The organism is Lentilactobacillus sunkii DSM 19904 (assembly GCF_001435575.1).
Classification (GTDB): Bacteria; Bacillota; Bacilli; order Lactobacillales; family Lactobacillaceae; genus Lentilactobacillus; species Lentilactobacillus sunkii.
The window spans coordinates 1-17,278 of sequence record NZ_AZEA01000033.1 but is presented as its reverse complement, the minus strand read 5'-3'; the positions used below and the strand labels follow the sequence as shown (position 1 = coordinate 17,278).

General features: G+C 42.4%; 16 protein-coding genes. 4 read left to right on the top strand and 12 right to left on the bottom strand.

The annotated features are described in order from the left end of the window. The first annotated feature begins 16 nt into the window (after positions 1-16). Complete coding sequence (locus FD17_RS12065) at positions 17-1,240, top strand: hypothetical protein (protein WP_191983143.1); 1,224 nt, start codon at positions 17-19, stop codon at positions 1,238-1,240. A 70-nt stretch (positions 1,241-1,310) separates the two neighbouring features. On the opposite strand, the gene FD17_RS12060 is transcribed toward FD17_RS12065, so the two are convergent. Next, positions 1,311-2,333, bottom strand: a complete 1,023-nt coding sequence (locus tag FD17_RS12060) for a helveticin J family class III bacteriocin (RefSeq protein WP_057826431.1) — start codon at positions 2,331-2,333, stop codon at positions 1,311-1,313. A 187-nt stretch (positions 2,334-2,520) separates the two neighbouring features. Here FD17_RS12060 and FD17_RS12055 point away from each other — a divergent pair, with 187 nt between their 5' ends. Further along, entirely contained in the window at positions 2,521-3,393 is an 873-nt protein-coding gene (locus tag FD17_RS12055) for a hypothetical protein (RefSeq protein ID WP_057826430.1), read from the top strand. Between the two features lie 152 nt (positions 3,394-3,545). Here FD17_RS12055 and FD17_RS12050 read toward each other — a convergent pair whose 3' ends face one another. The 4 genes from FD17_RS12050 to FD17_RS12035 all read right to left on the bottom strand — a co-directional run bounded on the left by FD17_RS12050 (position 3,546) and on the right by FD17_RS12035 (position 7,748). Beyond that, on the bottom strand, positions 3,546-5,081 hold the full coding sequence (locus FD17_RS12050; RefSeq protein WP_057826429.1) for a hypothetical protein: 1,536 nt from the start codon (positions 5,079-5,081) through the stop codon (positions 3,546-3,548). Further along, positions 5,032-5,421, bottom strand: coding sequence for a hypothetical protein (locus tag FD17_RS12045; RefSeq protein ID WP_057826428.1), 390 nt, complete (start codon positions 5,419-5,421; stop codon positions 5,032-5,034). Before FD17_RS12045 ends, FD17_RS12050 begins: the two co-directional genes overlap by 50 nt. A gap of 260 nt (positions 5,422-5,681) precedes the next feature. Continuing rightward, a complete protein-coding gene (locus FD17_RS12040) occupies positions 5,682-7,121 on the bottom strand; it encodes a phage tail tip lysozyme (protein ID WP_156653629.1) in 1,440 nt (479 codons plus the stop codon). Positions 7,122-7,316: 195 nt separating this feature from the next. Continuing rightward, a complete protein-coding gene (locus tag FD17_RS12035; RefSeq protein ID WP_057826426.1) occupies positions 7,317-7,748 on the bottom strand; it encodes a hypothetical protein in 432 nt (143 codons plus the stop codon). Positions 7,749-8,059: 311 nt separating this feature from the next. Between FD17_RS12035 and FD17_RS12030 the strand changes: the two genes are divergently transcribed. Further along, a complete protein-coding gene (locus tag FD17_RS12030) occupies positions 8,060-9,244 on the top strand; it encodes an MFS transporter (protein ID WP_057826425.1) in 1,185 nt (394 codons plus the stop codon). 117 nt (positions 9,245-9,361) lie between these two features. Next, positions 9,362-10,276, top strand: coding sequence for an NADP-dependent oxidoreductase (locus FD17_RS12025; protein WP_057826424.1), 915 nt, complete (start codon positions 9,362-9,364; stop codon positions 10,274-10,276). 921 nt (positions 10,277-11,197) lie between these two features. Here the strand turns inward: FD17_RS12025 and FD17_RS12020 are convergent. The 7 genes from FD17_RS12020 to pstC all read right to left on the bottom strand — a co-directional run bounded on the left by FD17_RS12020 (position 11,198) and on the right by pstC (position 17,014). Next, positions 11,198-11,515, bottom strand: a complete 318-nt coding sequence (locus FD17_RS12020) for a hypothetical protein (RefSeq protein ID WP_057826423.1) — start codon at positions 11,513-11,515, stop codon at positions 11,198-11,200. A gap of 190 nt (positions 11,516-11,705) precedes the next feature. Beyond that, a complete protein-coding gene (locus tag FD17_RS12015; RefSeq protein ID WP_057826422.1) occupies positions 11,706-12,038 on the bottom strand; it encodes a hypothetical protein in 333 nt (110 codons plus the stop codon). An 818-nt stretch (positions 12,039-12,856) separates the two neighbouring features. After that, the gene (phoU, locus tag FD17_RS12010; protein WP_057826421.1) at positions 12,857-13,612 is read right to left on the bottom strand and encodes a phosphate signaling complex protein PhoU; all 756 of its coding nucleotides are present in this window, start codon (positions 13,610-13,612) and stop codon (positions 12,857-12,859) included. 14 nt (positions 13,613-13,626) lie between these two features. Beyond that, entirely contained in the window at positions 13,627-14,382 is a 756-nt protein-coding gene (gene pstB, locus FD17_RS12005) for a phosphate ABC transporter ATP-binding protein PstB (protein ID WP_057826420.1), read from the bottom strand. Between the two features lie 16 nt (positions 14,383-14,398). Beyond that, positions 14,399-15,193, bottom strand: coding sequence for a phosphate ABC transporter ATP-binding protein PstB (pstB, locus tag FD17_RS12000; RefSeq protein WP_057826419.1), 795 nt, complete (start codon positions 15,191-15,193; stop codon positions 14,399-14,401). A gap of 13 nt (positions 15,194-15,206) precedes the next feature. Then, positions 15,207-16,094, bottom strand: coding sequence for a phosphate ABC transporter permease PstA (gene pstA / locus FD17_RS11995; RefSeq protein WP_057826418.1), 888 nt, complete (start codon positions 16,092-16,094; stop codon positions 15,207-15,209). Further along, positions 16,091-17,014: a phosphate ABC transporter permease subunit PstC gene (gene pstC / locus FD17_RS11990; protein WP_057826417.1), complete on the bottom strand. Its 924-nt coding sequence runs from the start codon at positions 17,012-17,014 to the stop codon at positions 16,091-16,093. The genes pstA and pstC overlap by 4 nt, the downstream gene beginning before the upstream one ends. Positions 17,015-17,278: the final 264 nt, after the last annotated feature.

Sequence of the window (17,278 nt, the reverse complement as noted above, 5' to 3'; positions counted from 1 at the left end):
GCGTTAACTGGGACTTTTGTCCCAGCCCCTTCACAACTTGAAGAACTATCCAAGAACGAATCTTTACGCAACCAAGCGGGTTACCATCAAAACTCACAACTACTTTGGCAGTTACTATTACGTTCACAGCGCTAATAATAAAATCAAAGGTTACGTCTGGCATGGACGGCTGATTCAAGGGAAATACTATAGGGGAGGCTTCTACAGTTACCCAACCTTAAACGTGCTGCTATCCAACCGGGCATTCCGTCGCGGCGCGTCCCATAGTATTGGTCAGTGGAATGCTTCCGGCATCTACGCCTCATCAGGTCGAATTCATGGCAAGATTAACCAAGATGGCATCAGTCGTTTCAGCAAAACACCATCCTTTAGCGACCAAAAACGAGTCCTCAATTATTTGAAAAAGGATCATCCCTATCTTCCTGAAATGTTGAACTACGGCAATCACAATGGTGCCAGGATTATCATGCGCAAGGTTTATGACGCACCAAATCACTGGGTCCGCGTGCCAATGATCGACATCCTCAATGGCAACGCCACCAGCGGTAATTGGGAAGAAATCAACGCTTTTTCAGCAGTCTTGGATTTGGCTAAATTACCAAACGGTGCCAAGCCAATCGCCACCTATGACGTCAATCAAGTATCTGTCATGCCTTTCGGTGGCCGAGGCTTTGACTTCGCTGATCCCAACGCTCAAGTAGCAACATATAACAGCGGTCCAATCACACACGTTTATGGTAATGGCTTTGGCCCAAACCATAACCTCTCATTGGTCGATTTGAATCGTTGGTTACGCTACGTTCCCACAAGCAACATCTTGAAGCTTTCCAATACTCAGCCAACCTTGAAAGATGGCATTTGGTACGTCGCACCCACCTTTCAAGGCAATGTAAGCAACGAGGCTCATCAAAGTAACATCTTAAAGCTCATCGATACATCCAAGTCTCAGTATTACCGCTATGTCACAAGTTACGGCTTCAGCCAGTATCACTACGAAAATGGTAAATGGCAAGGCCAGTATCAAGTTATATTCAACAATCCCATGTTCAATCCAGGCAACCAAATCCACATGACCTTTGCCAACTTAGTCTTAAAAACTAGTGGTAACGATACATCGTGGTCACCAGCGAATGAACGTGAAATTCAGTCGTTTAATGACAACGATACTGAAGTATTGCCTTACCTTTATAAACCGGTCAGTTATTATGATGGGTTTTTGAATAACGGCAACGCTTCATAAAGTTCATTACTAATAAATACAAAAATAACCGCGACACATTAATGAAATTCATTGATGTGTCGCGGTTTTCTTATGCTTTGAATGCTGATTTTGGAAAAGAATAAATTTGATTAACGACTGTCCAGCGATGATAACTGGTAATCCCAATCAAGACGTTATCACCGGATAATTGAATCCCTTCGCCTTCCGTTTTTCCGGATTTCCAACTTGAATTGTCGACGATCTGGTGGGCAGCCGCACGCTGACCCCAACTGATCCGGCTGAGCATCAGGCCATCATTATCGGTGTTGCTTCCCAAGAAATAAATATCGTCATTATCATCTAAAGCAACCCCTTGAATTGACCCATAGTAAGAGAGCGCGTATACCCGATTACTGATAAATCCGGGTCTCAATCCTTCTCCTATACTGGCATTTCTCACAGCAGCTGAGTCACATGACAAATAGGGCTTGGAAGTTTCTTCTACTTCATCTAGTGCTTGATTCAATCGTTCATTATCATATTCAATAAAGCTGGCTTTGCGCGGTTTATCTGTGTTGATTGTCACGATCAGCAGCTTTGATTGATCTCGGGACAAAGATCCCTCAATCCGCAAGAGATCACCGATTGATTTTCCCAAATGATTTGCATATTTCAGACTAATCAGACGGGTTGCATCGGTGTAATCCAACCTGGCTCCTGGAACATACCGGACTCTGGCGAGCTGGGTCGGCCAATGAGTCAGGTCCTGAGAATCAAGATCCGGATTATCCAAATTAGTCTGAGCGCCACGGGTGGCAATCCAAAAATATGGGGTGTGATTTGGGCCGTGAGTAAAATATTGCAAAACTTGCGAATGGCCGAACCCAACCAGTATCATGGGTGCTTCACACTGTTTGGCTTTTCCGGTTAGGTTGCCATAACGATCCTTTTGAATGATCAATCGACTCAAGGTCAAATCTCGCAGTTCACCATCGGAATCATTGCGTCGTCGCTGGATGGTATAAATATCATCAGTCCCAACGTAAAATGTTTGGATAGCATGAAATTTATCTTTTAAGTTGAGCTTAAATTTTAACGTCGTTCCGGCACCTGAATAATATCCGTCCATCATCGATCATCCTTCCTATGGCTATTTTAAATCTTATTGGACTTAAAAATATAGCATCAATGATTAGGGATTCGCAAATTATGGGTTAAGGATGCATGATTTTGTACCGATTGCATCAGTGAATCAAGATTTTGGCTATAGGAATTTAGTTGAAGTGCTATACTATATTTAAATTTGGAGGCGAACTTTTATGAAGAAAAGTATCTTACTTTTAATAACGGCTTTAACCACCTTAGGCTTCCTGGGGACCACCACTCAGGCAAAACCTGCCCAAGCCTCGGCCCGCTACCATTGGGTTAAATCCGTTAACCGTGACAATCTACCCTATCACGCTACCAGTCACCAATCAGCATACATTTATAACCCAACCCATACTCGTAAACTACACAATTTAAAGAACTATCCCAATACCACTTGGTATGTTTCCAAAAGTATCCTGATGCGTTCTAGTTACACCAGTAAAAAGGGAGTCTACTATTACGTCACTAATGGGGCTAAGACAATCAGCGGGATCCTTTGGCGCGGCTATTTAACCGCCGGAGTCAATTCCAAAACACCTGCAACTACTAATCCAACCGGGAATGGTACTTCTAATACTGCCATTCTCAAGCAACAATTCAAAGAGTTTCTCGCCATGCCGCAACAAACAGCTGAGGACCAGGTAATGCAAAAAGTTAAGCAGGATTTAGCAGGCACCTACACATTTGACACAAATCTAATGAACTATGCCGCTTACAACCAGCATTATGGACAAAACAATCCAACTATTAGCGATCCCAATTGGACTTCAATCCGTTCTAAGTTCGGTCTTGCAACTGGAAGCTATGCAGAAAGCTATGGCATTCCTGAAGACTATAACAGCAGCTGGTTTGAAGCAGTTAAATATAATCCTAATATATCGGGAAATAGCTATATTAATGCCTTGGCAATCCCAATTGAGCAGGGAATTAAATCCCTTGTTGCCAGTCACCCTGAATATCCTAAAGTTGGTTTTGGTCTTAATATTGGTCAAGCATATACCTATTCTCGCTCAATCTCGAATTTAGTAATTGTGTCAAAATAATTAATAGCGTAATAATACCTTGAAGCAATCAATCGAATTATGTATAGGGACTGTTCCAGAATCATAAACAGCCCCTTTTTATTTTATTATTGCATGCGTGGAAGATACACACAACAACATTATCACTATACTAATATGAACTCTACGTGGCCCTAAATATATGGAACATAAACGTTTCCATCAGAAGTTGCTTGACCAACTGGAACATCACTAAAAGCCGGTGAATATGAGTTGTAGCTTGAAAGCGAGTAATTATAAGGCAAATCCTGTTGAACGTTAACCGTTGCCACAACATCCGTCTCCCCAGTTGGTAGAACTGCCACAATATTCTGCGTTGTTGACGCATGAGCGGCTTCGTTACCACTGCCACCATCATCAGACTTAGTATAACGTTGGGTGCCAGTATCATCATAGGTCGTAGCGCCAACTCCTTTAACCCGGTAATTATCACTATCATCAATATCTTTTTGCTTTTCGGCAAATGAATGGTTATCCTGATTTTTAGCGGTAAGCATTGAGGCATACGTATAAATTGAGTTATTATCAAAATGAATATCATCCATTGTATGTCCACCAGCAACCGCAAACAGTGCATAGGCCGGTGCATAATCCAGTGGTGCCAGTTCATTACCACTTGCACTAGCATCTACATGGACAAGTTGTGGATTCATGTTATAAATCTGGTTATTGTTCACATTAAATCCTGTGTTAGCAGTCGGTTGAGACCCTTCTTTATAAGAATAAAACATAAAGACGTTGGGTGAAACTTGAGTCTTTCGACGCTCAATAGTGTTTCCTTGGATGGTAATGTTGCGACTGTTTGGGAAATGAATAGGTGCATAAAACCCATAACCGCCATAGTTAGCCGGTTTAACATCAATTACTTCAGAATTAGTTAAATTGATATTATTAACAACATCCGAATAATCTTGAGTCACATGTGTTCCGACTGGTTGCGGTGCGTATTTGGCCAAAGAACTTACACTACTATCAGTGTAAAGTGGCAAAAACTTGCATTGGTCAATCGTAACATCATGGGTTGGTTCAAGTGTGTACTCTTGACTAGAGTCATAGGCACTTACACCACCTTCGTAAGCATAGTCAGTTTGAATAGCCTCTTTATAGAATTCGTTACCACTTAATCCACTAGCACTACCACCAACACCAATAAAGGTTGAATTACTTACGGTAATATTGTTAGATCCACCTAAATCAAGGGAGTGGCCACCATTGGATTCGTTTTGATCGAAAGTACACTGACTAAAACTAATGTAAGAACTTCGGAAGATGTTATGAACAATTCGATAAACATTCTCTTTGCCATCAGTATCAGTAAAATTAATTCCTTTGAAAGTTACATTTGTCCAAGAAACATTGGAAACTGCATTGTACATAAAGGCTGCTCCAGAGTGTCCCCCAGAGTCACGACTGTCAGTAATGGTTCCTAAAAATACGGTCCCATTATTTCCTTGGAAAACAATGTTCGAACCGATGTTAGGTCGATTAATCATAAAAACCCCGGCGGGAATATTGACCGTTCGCGTCGTCGAATCAGATTGAGTCAAGTCATATAATTTCTGGAAAGCAGCATCATTAACTGAAGAATTACTATCATCAGTCCCTGACACACCTCCCAAATCAGTGACAAAATCCAAGGTGGTTGAACCACCGCCACCATTGCCACCCATTGTCGCCACCACCACCGTTATCGCCACCGCCACCATTATCTGACGATTCAATGGGGTCGCTGGGATTATTGTCAGTTCCAAACATTTCGCCAGACGTGATATTAGCGTAGGGAACATATAAAGTTGAACCATCAGCTCCGGTATAGATTAACCAGAAGTGATCACCATTCTTTTCCTTGCCAGTGTAATAAAGGGTTTGGCCAACGGTCACATCTTCGCCGATCCCCGCATCACTCATTTCGGCGGATTGACGAATTTTACATTTCTCCTCAAAAGTAAATGAACCATTCATGCTGATTGAATAGCCATCTGGTGTATTTTGTGCTGCAGTTGTATCCATAATTTAAAACTTCTTTCCAAATTTATTTTTGTTAGTTCGTCCGTGGTTCAATGACGTCTTTTAAAGAACGATTTTCATTTAACACGTTGGTGATCTACTTCAAGAAAAGTCCGGCCTATCCTTGAAACATCAGGGTATTGTTGGAGCTCCAATAATAACCTGCCTGATCACAAAACCTATTATGCAATGAAAACATCAGCTAAAATTGTCGTCTTTGTCACCATTTTGGGTACTTTTTGTGTCCTTCTGTCACCCCTTGGTTACTTCTGTTGCTTCTTAATGGGGTCACCGGGATTGGTATCCGTCCCAAAGTACGTGTTCTTGGTAATATTGGCATACGGAACGTAGTGTCGGGTACCAGTCGCACCTAAATATGATAACCAGAAGTGATTATCATTCTTTTCCTTCTGGTCATAGCTGACGGTCTGGCCGGTCTTATACGTTGCCAAACCGGCATCACTCATCTTTGGGGTGTTGCGAACCCGGCAGTTGGTATTAAAGGTGAATTGACCCTTGGTTTGAATGGTGTAGCCTTCCGGTGTGCTTTTCACATCGTCGTCATTGTTATTGCCACCATCACCATAGGTGCCGGCGTTGCCTTTGTTATAAAGAGTCCACCAAGCGGCGGCTTTGCTCTGTCTGTCCGCCAACGCATCCGTTGACTTGGAATGCATTTCATAACCCTGTAAGAAGTCCAGGGCAGCGACTTTCGGATCAGTATCGTGGGCAAATTGCTTTAAAGTCTTACCACCACCGTAAAAGCCACCGGTAGCCGTGATCTGACTCCAGACGTAGTCGAGTTGCGTGTTAATATCACTCACATCCTTGCCAACTTTATCGGCATAAGCTTTAATCTTACCAGCGGGCGTAAATTGGGCAATCCCATAACCAGTGGAAGAACTCATTGCCCAGGTATGGGGCATGCCAATCTGCCACTGATCAGGATTAATTCCTGATTCATGCTGGAAGTTAGCTAAAATCCCGCAAATTGCCGCATCAGATAATTCTTTGGGATTAAAATAGTCATAAACCTGTTTAGCATGCTGATGTAAGGCATCGGTTGGTGTATCACCGCCATTGTTTGACTTTGATTGATCGCCCAGCAAGGTGCCATCAAAGTCATAACTAAAGTCCACATGCAGTCCGTGACCATTATCGGTATACTGCCAGGCATTGGCATGGTCGACACCCGGTTCATCAGTTCCATACGACGCTACCCAAATCGGCGTCTTCTTATAGAGCTTATCCTGCTCAATTCGGCCGGATGTGAACCAGCTGGCTGATCCATAGACCACAAGGTTGCTGTAACCCTGCTGATCCATATACTGAAGAAAGGTATTAACATCTGCGGTTGCATTTTGCATTAACGACGCGTCCTCCACATCGACGGCACAAACCGTCTTCTTATTTAAACCAACGGCACTCAGATTTTTAATGAACCATTTGGCCTCATTAACCGGGTCTGCTGCCCCATACTTTTGTGAGTTGGCCTTTAAATAGTGATAAGCACCCACGGTTTTAAAGACTTTAAAACCACTGGCAACTTGATCCTTTGCTTTCGGGTTCACATAGGCATCGCCACTTTCGGAACCCTCAGTAATCTTGACAATCACGCTTTTGGCATATTTACCTAATTCCTGCATGAATGCAACTGTATCTTCTTGATAACTTGAAATATCTGCAACTTCTGTTGTTGCCATATCAATCACTTGCTTTCCTATAATTTAGTTTCCCTTGCTATCTATCCCCCGTATCAGTGCACAAAAAAAGCCCACATTGCGAATGTCGGCTTTCCAGATAACTTAGGAAGTGAGGCCGGTTTCTTAATCAGCCCACAATATTAGTATGCCAACTTTAGCCAGCAGAAATTGTCGTCTTTGTTACCAATTTGTGTATTAGTTGGGTACTTTAATGGTACTCATCAGTTCATTCAAACGTTCCAAGAATGCATTCCGACGCTTGTACAAGGTCTTCCGTGACATATGCAACTTCTGGGCAATGCCCTCTGAATTTAAATCGGTTTGCTTAAAATATAGTTCCTCGATAATCTTTTGTGTCTCACTATCAGCCAAGTCCAAACAGACCTGCACGGATTTCTGGACATACTGGTAATACATCAGCTTTGGGTCCATGCTTAACTGAATTGCTTGGTCTTCGACATGTCGGTCAACTTTATTAATGGGCCGACCACCGCCAATATTCTCATCACGGCCAGGATAATATGGATGGGTAATCTCTAACCGACGATATTGAATCCATTGATCAAGTTTGGGGTATTTTTTTAAGGCTTTCAGTGCCGGTTCATAATTATTAGTTTGACTAATCAAGTGCGTCTCCTTCATGGTATTTATTGGCATCAAATCGATTCGATGAACACAGTGTAACTGGAATAATCAATTCAAAACTGCCAATTAACTGCCATGTTTGTAAAAATCACTGGGATTATGAGGCCGCTGTATGGTTCTAACAACTAGCAATGAGACTAAAACACCTCTGCATTTTCACAAATGCCGGGGTGTTTTAGTCTTATCTGATAATTTTGTCATCTATCGCTCTTACAATCGTTATCCATCGCATTCTTGTGATATGATTTGATAGGGAGTTTCACATGAAACAATTATCATCTGGAGGGTTTGTCGTGACGAAGTATAAGGTTCAATCATTAGTGTTCGTTCTCGTCGCTTTTATGCTGGGATGTAACGAATTCATCGTTGTTGGAATTCTGCCCGATCTATCGGCACAGTTTCACACACCAATTTCAACCATGGGGTATCTGGTAACCATCTTTGCCATGGTATATGCCGTCAGTACGCCTTTTGTGACGATTCTGACCAGCCGATATAGCCGATACAAGACGTTATTAACATTGATGATTGTCTTTCTGATCGGAAATACCCTGAGTGCTCTGTCTGTTGGTTACCTCACCATGATGGCTTCACGAATTATCACCGCCACCACGGCCGGATCCATCATTTCACTGATCATGACCTTCGCCAGCACCATTGCCCCTCGTGATAAGCGGGCATCCCTGGTGTCATGGATCTTCGCCGGCTTCAGTATCGCCTCTGTCTTTGGTGTCCCGATTGGCGTGGCTGTCAGTACGAGTTTTGGTTGGCGCTACACCTTCTGGGGAATTTCGGTTATCAGCATTTGTACCTTCCTACTCTTAACTCAGATTTTACCAAAGAAGGTCAAGCAGACTAAGAGTACGATCAAAAATCAACTTACCATATTATTAGACCCACGAATTTATTATGGGGTGTTCCTGGTTCTGTTCACCGCCGCAACTATGTATGGCTACTATACGTATATCCGGCCATTGCTAACGACTTCGATGGGCTTCAGCACTCAAAGTTTGAACTGGCTGCTGTTCATCATCGGGATCATGAGTATTATCAGTAATCGGCTGTCCGGGATGATGGCCGAGAAGCCAAATAGTCTCCAGAAAACCCCACTATTCTATGTTGCCGATATTCTCCTGCTGGCCGTCTTCCCGTTTGCGCTTCACAGTAAAATTGCCGGGTTGGCAATCATCCTTGTCTTGACGTTGATCGTGACGATTATCAACTCACCGGTCCAAATTCACTTCCTGAACCTTGCCGAAAAAGAGTACCCACAAGCACTGGTATTCGCCTCATCCCTCAGTTCGATTTTCTTTAACTTTGGTATTTCATTGGGATCAGCGAGTGCCTCAAGCATGGTAGGCATCGTAGGTTTGGACAGAATCAGCATTGGGTCAGTGGTTTTTGCGGCTCTGTCGCTGGGATTCCTGTTTTTGATTAACCGAGCAATTCGAAAAGGTTCCCCTGCCAAAAAAGCTTAATCAATGAGCAATGTTGAAAACCGTTACTGGAGCCATGACAGCGTTCAAATTAATTGCTTTCACTTATATATGAATTAAACTGAGTTTGTAGAGACTACAAACTAAGGAGCGATTATGATGAAAGCATTTGGTTACGAACAAAATGGCGGTCCAGAAGTATTTCAGGAGTATGAAGTTCCGACACCACAAATTAAACCGAACCAAATTTTGATTAAAACTGAAGCGTTCAACTTAAATAACTTTGAAGCTTTACAACGGGCTGGAAAATTCAAGCCAACTGATCATCGAATTATCCCCGGCCGTGATGTGGCAGGCTTCGTTGAAAAAGTCGGCGAAGAAGTCACTGGATTTGATATTGGTGACCGGGTAGTCGCCCATGGCCATCACTCATATGCCGAGTATTCAATCGGAGAAGATTCAAATACTGTGCTGATTCCAAGCGGTGTTCCTTACATGGCCGCAGCCGGAATCGTGACCCCCGGTCTTGCCGCCTATAAGGGAGTTCATCTGTTTGGCAAGGTTCAACCGGGGCAAACCGTTGTTGTGAAAGGGGCGTCCGGCGGTGTTGGTTCTCTTGCCGCTCAGATTGCTTTGGACATGGGTGCCAAAGTTATCGGCATTGGTTCAAGTGCTAACGAAGAATACGTTAAATCATTGGGCGTTGAGAAATACGTCGCCTATGATAAGGAAGATCCTTCAGAGGTATTGGCAGACACCGCTGACGTCGTCATTGATGCCGCGTTGAATGGAAATGGTGCCGAAAGCGACGTTCAAATTGTCAAAGATGGTGGCATTATTGCCAGTGTGGCCGATAACGATGCACCAACCGATAAGAAAGTTGCCTTCAACCATATTCACCCAACTCAAAAAATTTCGGATGACGATGCCTTAAACGCCATGCTTAAACTGATGGCAGCCGGTAAGCTCAAGATTCGAATCGGCTACAAACTGCCATTCTCACTTGATAGTGTTATTAAAGGCCACCAGTTACTTGATTCCAAGCATGCTGGCCGAATCATCATTGCAAAATAACGTAATCAAACAAAAATTAGTCAAAGATTAGATCCTGTTAAAGCTGCTTGAATTTCAGTTTTGACCGGATCTTTTTCTACGCTTGATCAAGTAAAACGATGATGGGATTAGTAATTTCGTAAGTGCATTATTTCGTAGCAAACCGGCTATCGGTATCAGAACATGGCACTTATGATATTTGCACATATCAGCTCCGAGCAGTTATTATGTTTCCAATAGACAGTAAAACGACTCAACATCTAATAAGGTGTTGAGTCGTTTTGCATGAAGCTTGTGAGATACCTAACCTGGATAAACTGATGGAACCGCAAAATTAAAGACGAACAGCTTTCGAACTTTGAACACTGACCGCTGAGGTACCGTTATATCTGAGCTTCTATAAGAATATTTACTTTGAATAACATAAATCGTGTCTTTTAGTCCATGACGCCGACTGTCAATATGAATTGGATCACATTGCATGGCCTTTACAGGATGCCCCGAGAACGCAATTGTCAACCGGACAGCGTTCTTAGCGTTCTTAGGAGATATTCTTAACCAGTTTCCTATACCTGTTAAGTTCTGTCACAAGTCAAGGTAGAAAAGGAATTGTTGGTGTTGCAAAATGAAAGATCCCCCAGTAAGTTCTCATGTGAAATAACGAGATTTGGGTTCCATACCCATTTTTGTAAGCATACTTATTTGAAATAGAATACAGATTTTCTCCTAGGCTCTTACTAGTTTTGGGAGCATATACGGGATTACATCGAAAAGTTGAAACCGGCGAGGCTCCGTGCACTAACATGGTCGCCCGGACAGCGTTTTTCGGTGATATTGTTGATACTAGAAATAATAACAATGCAATCACAAGAATTGAATATATGACCTTTCGTACTAAAGACTTCTTGCGTTTATTTTTCATAACTTATATCCCCATTTCAACTACCCGTAATATTGATCAGCAGTAACAGCAATATGAAACACTCCTAAATAAGTCCTTATAGCAAAGGTTGAGGTATGAACGCCAGTTGTACTATCCTTATAGGCAAACTTTTCGGGAACATAATATACTGGTATTTCCAACGATTTGCTTGTTTTTGGAGCAAACTTTGGGTTGCACTTAAAAGCGGAAATCGGTGATACTCCATGAGCCATCAGGTTCGCTCGTACCGCATTCTTTGTAGACACAGTAAGGAAAATGATGACAAGCAACAGGGTGATTATTATTCCATATAAACTTCTTTTCAGTATTTTTTTCATCGCTTAGATCTCCTTTTCAACCCCAGTACAACTGTATCTGTTAATTGTACTGGAATAAGCTTGATAATAACCAAGGTGGCTCAATCTTATTGAGCGTTTTTGGATCAAACTTATTGATCAAAACTGGCTCACTTTAGTTTAGCAGTCACATCGTCTTTTACTTTCTCAAAACCGACCTTAAAGTATCAACTTATACTTCCGGTTGGGTAGGATAGGCAATGTGAAAGATAAGTAAGTATGTTTTGACGGTAAACATCCTGACATCGGATCCGTATCCAACGGAATAAGCATACCTTTCAGGAATTATATAGATATTTTCGTGAGTATACTTACTGGCTCGCTCATCATACTTGGGATTGCACTTTACAGCTGCCGTAAATGAGGCACCCGTCATGGCCATCGTCGACCTAACAGCATTCTTAGAAGGAACTGTTAACAACACAGCTAATGTGAAGATAACCAAAATGAATGTTAAAATGACTTTACGGGCGATTGTCCTTTTCTTTTTTTGTTGAATTTTCACTTTTATATCCCCATTATTATCACACGATATTTATTTACTTTACCAATCAATGGTATCCATGTTGTCTTAGTAAGTGGAGAAAATGTAATTTTCTATGAGTTACATTTTTTGAACCCATTTCTGGTTATAGCACTTTACAAATATATTACAATACCTTGTTCAATTGGTAATGGCATGTTGGAATGGGTTTTCATTTTTTCTTCCATATATGCGAAGAGNAACCCATTTCTGGTTATAGCACTTTACAAATATATTACAATACCTTGTTCAATTGGTAATGGCATGTTGGAATGGGTTTTCATTTTTTCTTCCATATATGCGAAGAGTCAACAAAAGGAGAAAAATATTTGAAGAATTTTCTCACAATTATTTCGAAAAACAATTAACAAGCTACACTAACAGAACGAATCCAGTTTTTGGGAACAAAATTATTCAACTTGGGGAATGATCATAAATAAGATTACAAAGTGGATCATATCACTATTAGGAATACGATTGGTTTCAGCTTTCTCCAACTCAACAACAAACGCTAGCGAGACCAACGATGGCATACTAACACCGATTCAAGACAAATACTGGTCGGCGACTGTCTCAACGAACCCAAGCATCAACCGTACTACTACAGGCGTTATACGGCCACTCGCGTTTCTAAAGTGACCGCAATTGTCCACTAACCTGCCATACACATAATTTAGCGTGGTGGCATTATTTAATTTGATCCCAATATTTGATTGGGGTATAGATATTTTATAAAATTAATTCAATTTCACGAAAAAAGGTGGCTGGGAATAATATCCCAGCCACCTTTTTGGACGAAACTATTTATTATTTTTACTATCTTTATTGTCCTTTGAATCACCCTTATCTTTAACAATGGCTTCTGAATACAGCTTATCAACCAATTCCGGATTCGATTTCCCAGGATTAAGCTCAACAATTTGACCGGCAGCTGAGTAAACAATCCATTCAGCCAAGTTAACAATATGGTCGCCGATTCGTTCGAGAAGCTTGATGACCATATAGTAGCTTGAGCTGGCAGCAATGGTTGCTGTATCAGACTCAACGGCTTCGGTGATTTCATCCCGGATCAACAGATATTGTTCATCAACTTTGACGTCGTTGTCGGATAACTTCTTGGCAGCATCAGCATCACTTTTCACGTAGGCATCCAAGGCACTTTCCAACATGTTCCGAACTTCTTCGGTCATCTTGGCAATCTGCTTTTCAACCTTTGGTATCCGTGGATTACCCTTCACTCGGATTGTTTCACGAGCCATACTAACCGCATGATCCCCGATTCGTTCCAAATCAGAACTGGCTTTCAAAATACTGATGATGACCCGGAAGTCGGTTGCCACCGGCTGCTGTAAGGCAATCAGACTCAGTGCCTGCTTTTCGAGTTTCATTTCATCAGCGTTGGTTTCATCATCAGCGTCAATAACTTCTTGAGCAGCTTTTTTATCATGTTCGATAAATGCAGTCGTTGACTTATAAATCTGCTCACTAATTGTCAGACCCATTTCTACGAAGCGGCCGTGCAGCTTTTTTAACTCGTCGTCAAATAATTCTCTCATTATATATAATCCTCCTAGCCGAACTTTCCGTTCAGGTAATCACTGGTTTTTTCATCATCAGGGTGAATAAACATCTTCTCGGTCTTACTGAATTCAACCAGATCCCCATTTAGCAGGAACGCGGTCTTATCAGAAATCCGTGAAGCCTGCTGCATATTATGGGTCACGATGATGATTGTATAATCATGACGAATATTCATCAGGGTATCTTCAATCTTGGAACTTGAAATTGGATCCAGGGCACTGGTTGGTTCATCCAAGAGAACCACTTCAGGCTGAACTGCCAGCACTCTGGCAACACAGATCCGCTGTTGTTGACCACCAGAGAACGAAAGTGCGTTGTCATAGAGATGATCCTTAACTTCATCCCAAATGGCCGCCTGTTTCAGACTGGTTTCAACCCGTTCATCCAAGACATGCTTGTTTTTCTCACCGGCAAGACGCAATCCGTATGCGACATTCTCATAGACACTGAATGGAAATGGATTAGGCTGCTGGAACACCATGCCGACTCGTTTACGCAAATCAACAATATCCACGCCCGGTGCATAAATGTCTTTTCCTTCCAGCTTCATCGAGCCGGTTATTTTAACTCCCTTGATTAAATCATTCATCCGATTGAGGCATCTCAAGTAAGTCGATTTTCCACATCCGGATGGACCAATCAGGGCAGTAATTTCATGTTCTTCAAAGTCCAAGCTGATTCCGTGAAGTGCTTCTTTTGAGCCGTAACTCAAATGGACATCATTACTTGTAATTATCTTTGGCATTGTCCATTCCCCTTTATTATCCGAAGTTACCAGAGATGTAGTCTTCGGTTGCTTTAATTTGTGGTGTTGTGAAGATTTTTTCAGTGACATCATATTCCAGAACGTGGCCCATGTGGAAGAAAGCCGTATAGTCGGCAATCCGTGAAGCCTGCTGCATGTTATGGGTCACGATGATAATTGAATAATTTTCTCGTAGCTCCATTAAAGTGTCCTCAATTTTCGCAGTTGAAATTGGATCAAGGGCACTGGCCGGTTCATCCAAAAGGAGAATATCGGGTTTCATGGCAACGCATCGGGCAATACATAATCGTTGGGCCTGACCACCTGATAGTGCCAAAGCACTCTTATCAAGATCATCTTTAACTTCATCCCAAAGTGCTGCGGCCTTTAAGCTTTCTTCCACCCGTTTGTTAAGTTCAGTCTTGTCCTTAATCCCATTTCGCCTCAATGCAAAGGTGATGTTTTCACGAATTGATTTGGCAAATGGATTGGGACGCTGAAACACCATGCTGATGTGTTTTCTAACCTCGTACACATTGATGTTTTTAGTATTAATATCCATCCCACGATACATAATCTTGCCTTTAACAGTGGCAATTCGATCGTTCATCCGGTTTAAGCAGCGAAGATAAGTTGATTTGCCGGAACCAGATGCCCCGATCAAAGCCGTGATTCGGTGACGGGGGAATTGGAGACTGGCGTCATGCATGGCGTGATTATCACCATAGAACACTTGCAGGTTGTCGGTTTGCATGGCAAGCTCCAGTGGAATATCAATAATGTGAGTTTTGTTGTAATCATATTCTTGCATATTAATCTCCTACCTACTTAGTAGCTGTCATTCGTTTGTATAACCAGCGGCCAAGCATTCTGGCCAACAGGTTAAACAACAAGATAACAACGATCAACACAGCTGAAGCCCCGCTTGAGATTGCGGCTGCATCAGGGGTAACCCCTTCAGTGTTAACTTTCCAGATATGAACAGCCAAAGTTTCGGCTGGTCGCATAAAGTTCAAGAAACTGGCACTGTCCATCGGGTTCCAGTCACCATAATTAACGGTTGGAGCACTTTGACCGGCAGTGTAAATCAAGGCAGCGGCTTCACCAAATACCCGTCCGGCACTGAGGATAATTCCTGTTAAGATACCAGGCAGCGCAGCCGGAAGGACAATCCCAGTGATCGTCTTCCATCGAGAAAGTCCAAGCGATAATCCCGCTTCACGCTGAAGCTGGGAAACATCTTGAAGGGATTCCTCAATACTTCTGGTCAGCAATGGCAGGTTGAAGAACGTCAAGGCAATCGCACCGGCAAGAATTGAGAAGCCCATGTGAAAGTTCACAACGAACAACAGGAAACCAAACAAACCAACAACAACTGATGGTAACGAACTCAAAACTTCAACGGCAGTCCGAATAACACCTGTGACCCAATTTTCAGGGGCGTATTCTGATAAATAAATGCCTGATCCCAAAGCGATTGGGAAAGAGATGATTAAAGTCAGTACCAACAGATACATTGAGTTAAATAATTGATCCCGGATACCACCACCAGCGGCAAATGATTGGGCGGCAGATGTCAGGAAGTGCCATGAAACATGAGGAATTCCAGTGATCAGAATGTATCCGAGCAAGAAAACCAGGATGGCAAGGACGCAGGCAACCAGGAAATAAATAACACCTGTCGCAATGTTATTACTTGTTTTAGAATTCATTTCTTAAGGGCCCCCCGCTTTCCGATAATTCTAACCAGAATGTTAAATACTAATGACATGAGCAACAGAATTAATGCCAGTGACCAAAGGGCGTTGTTAGGCAATGTTCCCATGGTAGTGTTACCAATCCCGGTCGTTAATTGACTGGTTAATGTTGATGATGGTGTTAGTAAACCATGTGGCATGAGAACCGCGTTACCAATAACCATTTGAACGGCAAGTGCTTCACCAAAGGCCCGTGACATTCCGAAAATAATTGCAGTCAAGATTCCTGGTGTTGCAGATCTGAGAACAACCTTGTAGATTGTCTGCCATCTGGTTGCACCAAGTGCCAACGAGGCTGATCGGTAAAACATTGGAACTGCTTTGATACTGTCGACCGATAATGACGTGATGGTTGGAAGCACCATGACGAACAAAACCAAAGTTCCGGCAAGAATACCAAATCCGGTTCCACCAAATGAGTGACGGATTAACGGCACAATTACTGAAAGACCGATAAAACCATAAACAACGGAAGGAATCCCAACCAGCAACTCAATTACTGGCTGCAAAATCTTAGTTCCCTTTTCAGGGGCAATTTCCGTCATAAACAACGCAACACCAAGTGCGAACGGTGTAGCCACAACAGCTGCCAGGACCGTAACACTAAATGAAGTGACAATCATTGGCAAAGCACCAATTTCAGGATTGCCATGTTTATCCAGCATTGCCGGATTCCAGTTGGTGCCTGATAAAAACTTCCATAAACTCACGTGGTTGGTTGTAAAGGTTGCCAAACCTCGAGTTGTGATGAAGTACAGAATTGAAATAACCAGCAGACTCACAAATCCGATACAAAGATACGTGATTCCTTTTCCGAATAAATCTTCATGAGTTGCCTTTGATGGGTTTTGAAGATCATGTTTTATTTCATCCATGATTAACCTCCTATGATTAACTGAGTCGAATTTTAAATGAGTATTTTAACTTGAGGAAGGCTGAGGGCATTTGATTTGCCTTCAGCCTTCGTTGGTTTTGATTTTTTTGTTTTTTGGGTGGTGGCGGTTAGGCTACCCAGTTGAAACGTGTTCCGACGCAACTGATGCTAACTTCTAAGTGCGCTTTAACTTAAACCCAAAACCGGGGTTTCAGTCAAAGCACCCTTAGAAACCGCATCACCCGTTGCTCGTCACACTGTTATG

Coding starts and splice junctions, on each gene's coding strand:
- FD17_RS12060 (WP_057826431.1), bottom strand. CDS start 2,333: ATGATGGACGGATATTATTCAGGTGCCGGAACGACGTTAAAATTTAAG.
- FD17_RS12055 (WP_057826430.1), top strand. CDS start 2,521: ATGAAGAAAAGTATCTTACTTTTAATAACGGCTTTAACCACCTTAGGC.
- FD17_RS12050 (WP_057826429.1), bottom strand. CDS start 5,081: ATGGGTGGCAATGGTGGCGGTGGTTCAACCACCTTGGATTTTGTCACT.
- FD17_RS12045 (WP_057826428.1), bottom strand. CDS start 5,421: ATGGATACAACTGCAGCACAAAATACACCAGATGGCTATTCAATCAGC.
- FD17_RS12040 (WP_156653629.1), bottom strand. CDS start 7,121: ATGGCAACAACAGAAGTTGCAGATATTTCAAGTTATCAAGAAGATACA.
- FD17_RS12025 (WP_057826424.1), top strand. CDS start 9,362: ATGAAAGCATTTGGTTACGAACAAAATGGCGGTCCAGAAGTATTTCAG.
- FD17_RS12020 (WP_057826423.1), bottom strand. CDS start 11,515: ATGAAAAAAATACTGAAAAGAAGTTTATATGGAATAATAATCACCCTG.
- phoU (WP_057826421.1), bottom strand. CDS start 13,612: ATGAGAGAATTATTTGACGACGAGTTAAAAAAGCTGCACGGCCGCTTC.
- pstB (WP_057826420.1), bottom strand. CDS start 14,382: ATGCCAAAGATAATTACAAGTAATGATGTCCATTTGAGTTACGGCTCA.
- pstB (WP_057826419.1), bottom strand. CDS start 15,193: ATGCAAGAATATGATTACAACAAAACTCACATTATTGATATTCCACTG.
- pstA (WP_057826418.1), bottom strand. CDS start 16,094: ATGAATTCTAAAACAAGTAATAACATTGCGACAGGTGTTATTTATTTC.
- pstC (WP_057826417.1), bottom strand. CDS start 17,014: ATGGATGAAATAAAACATGATCTTCAAAACCCATCAAAGGCAACTCAT.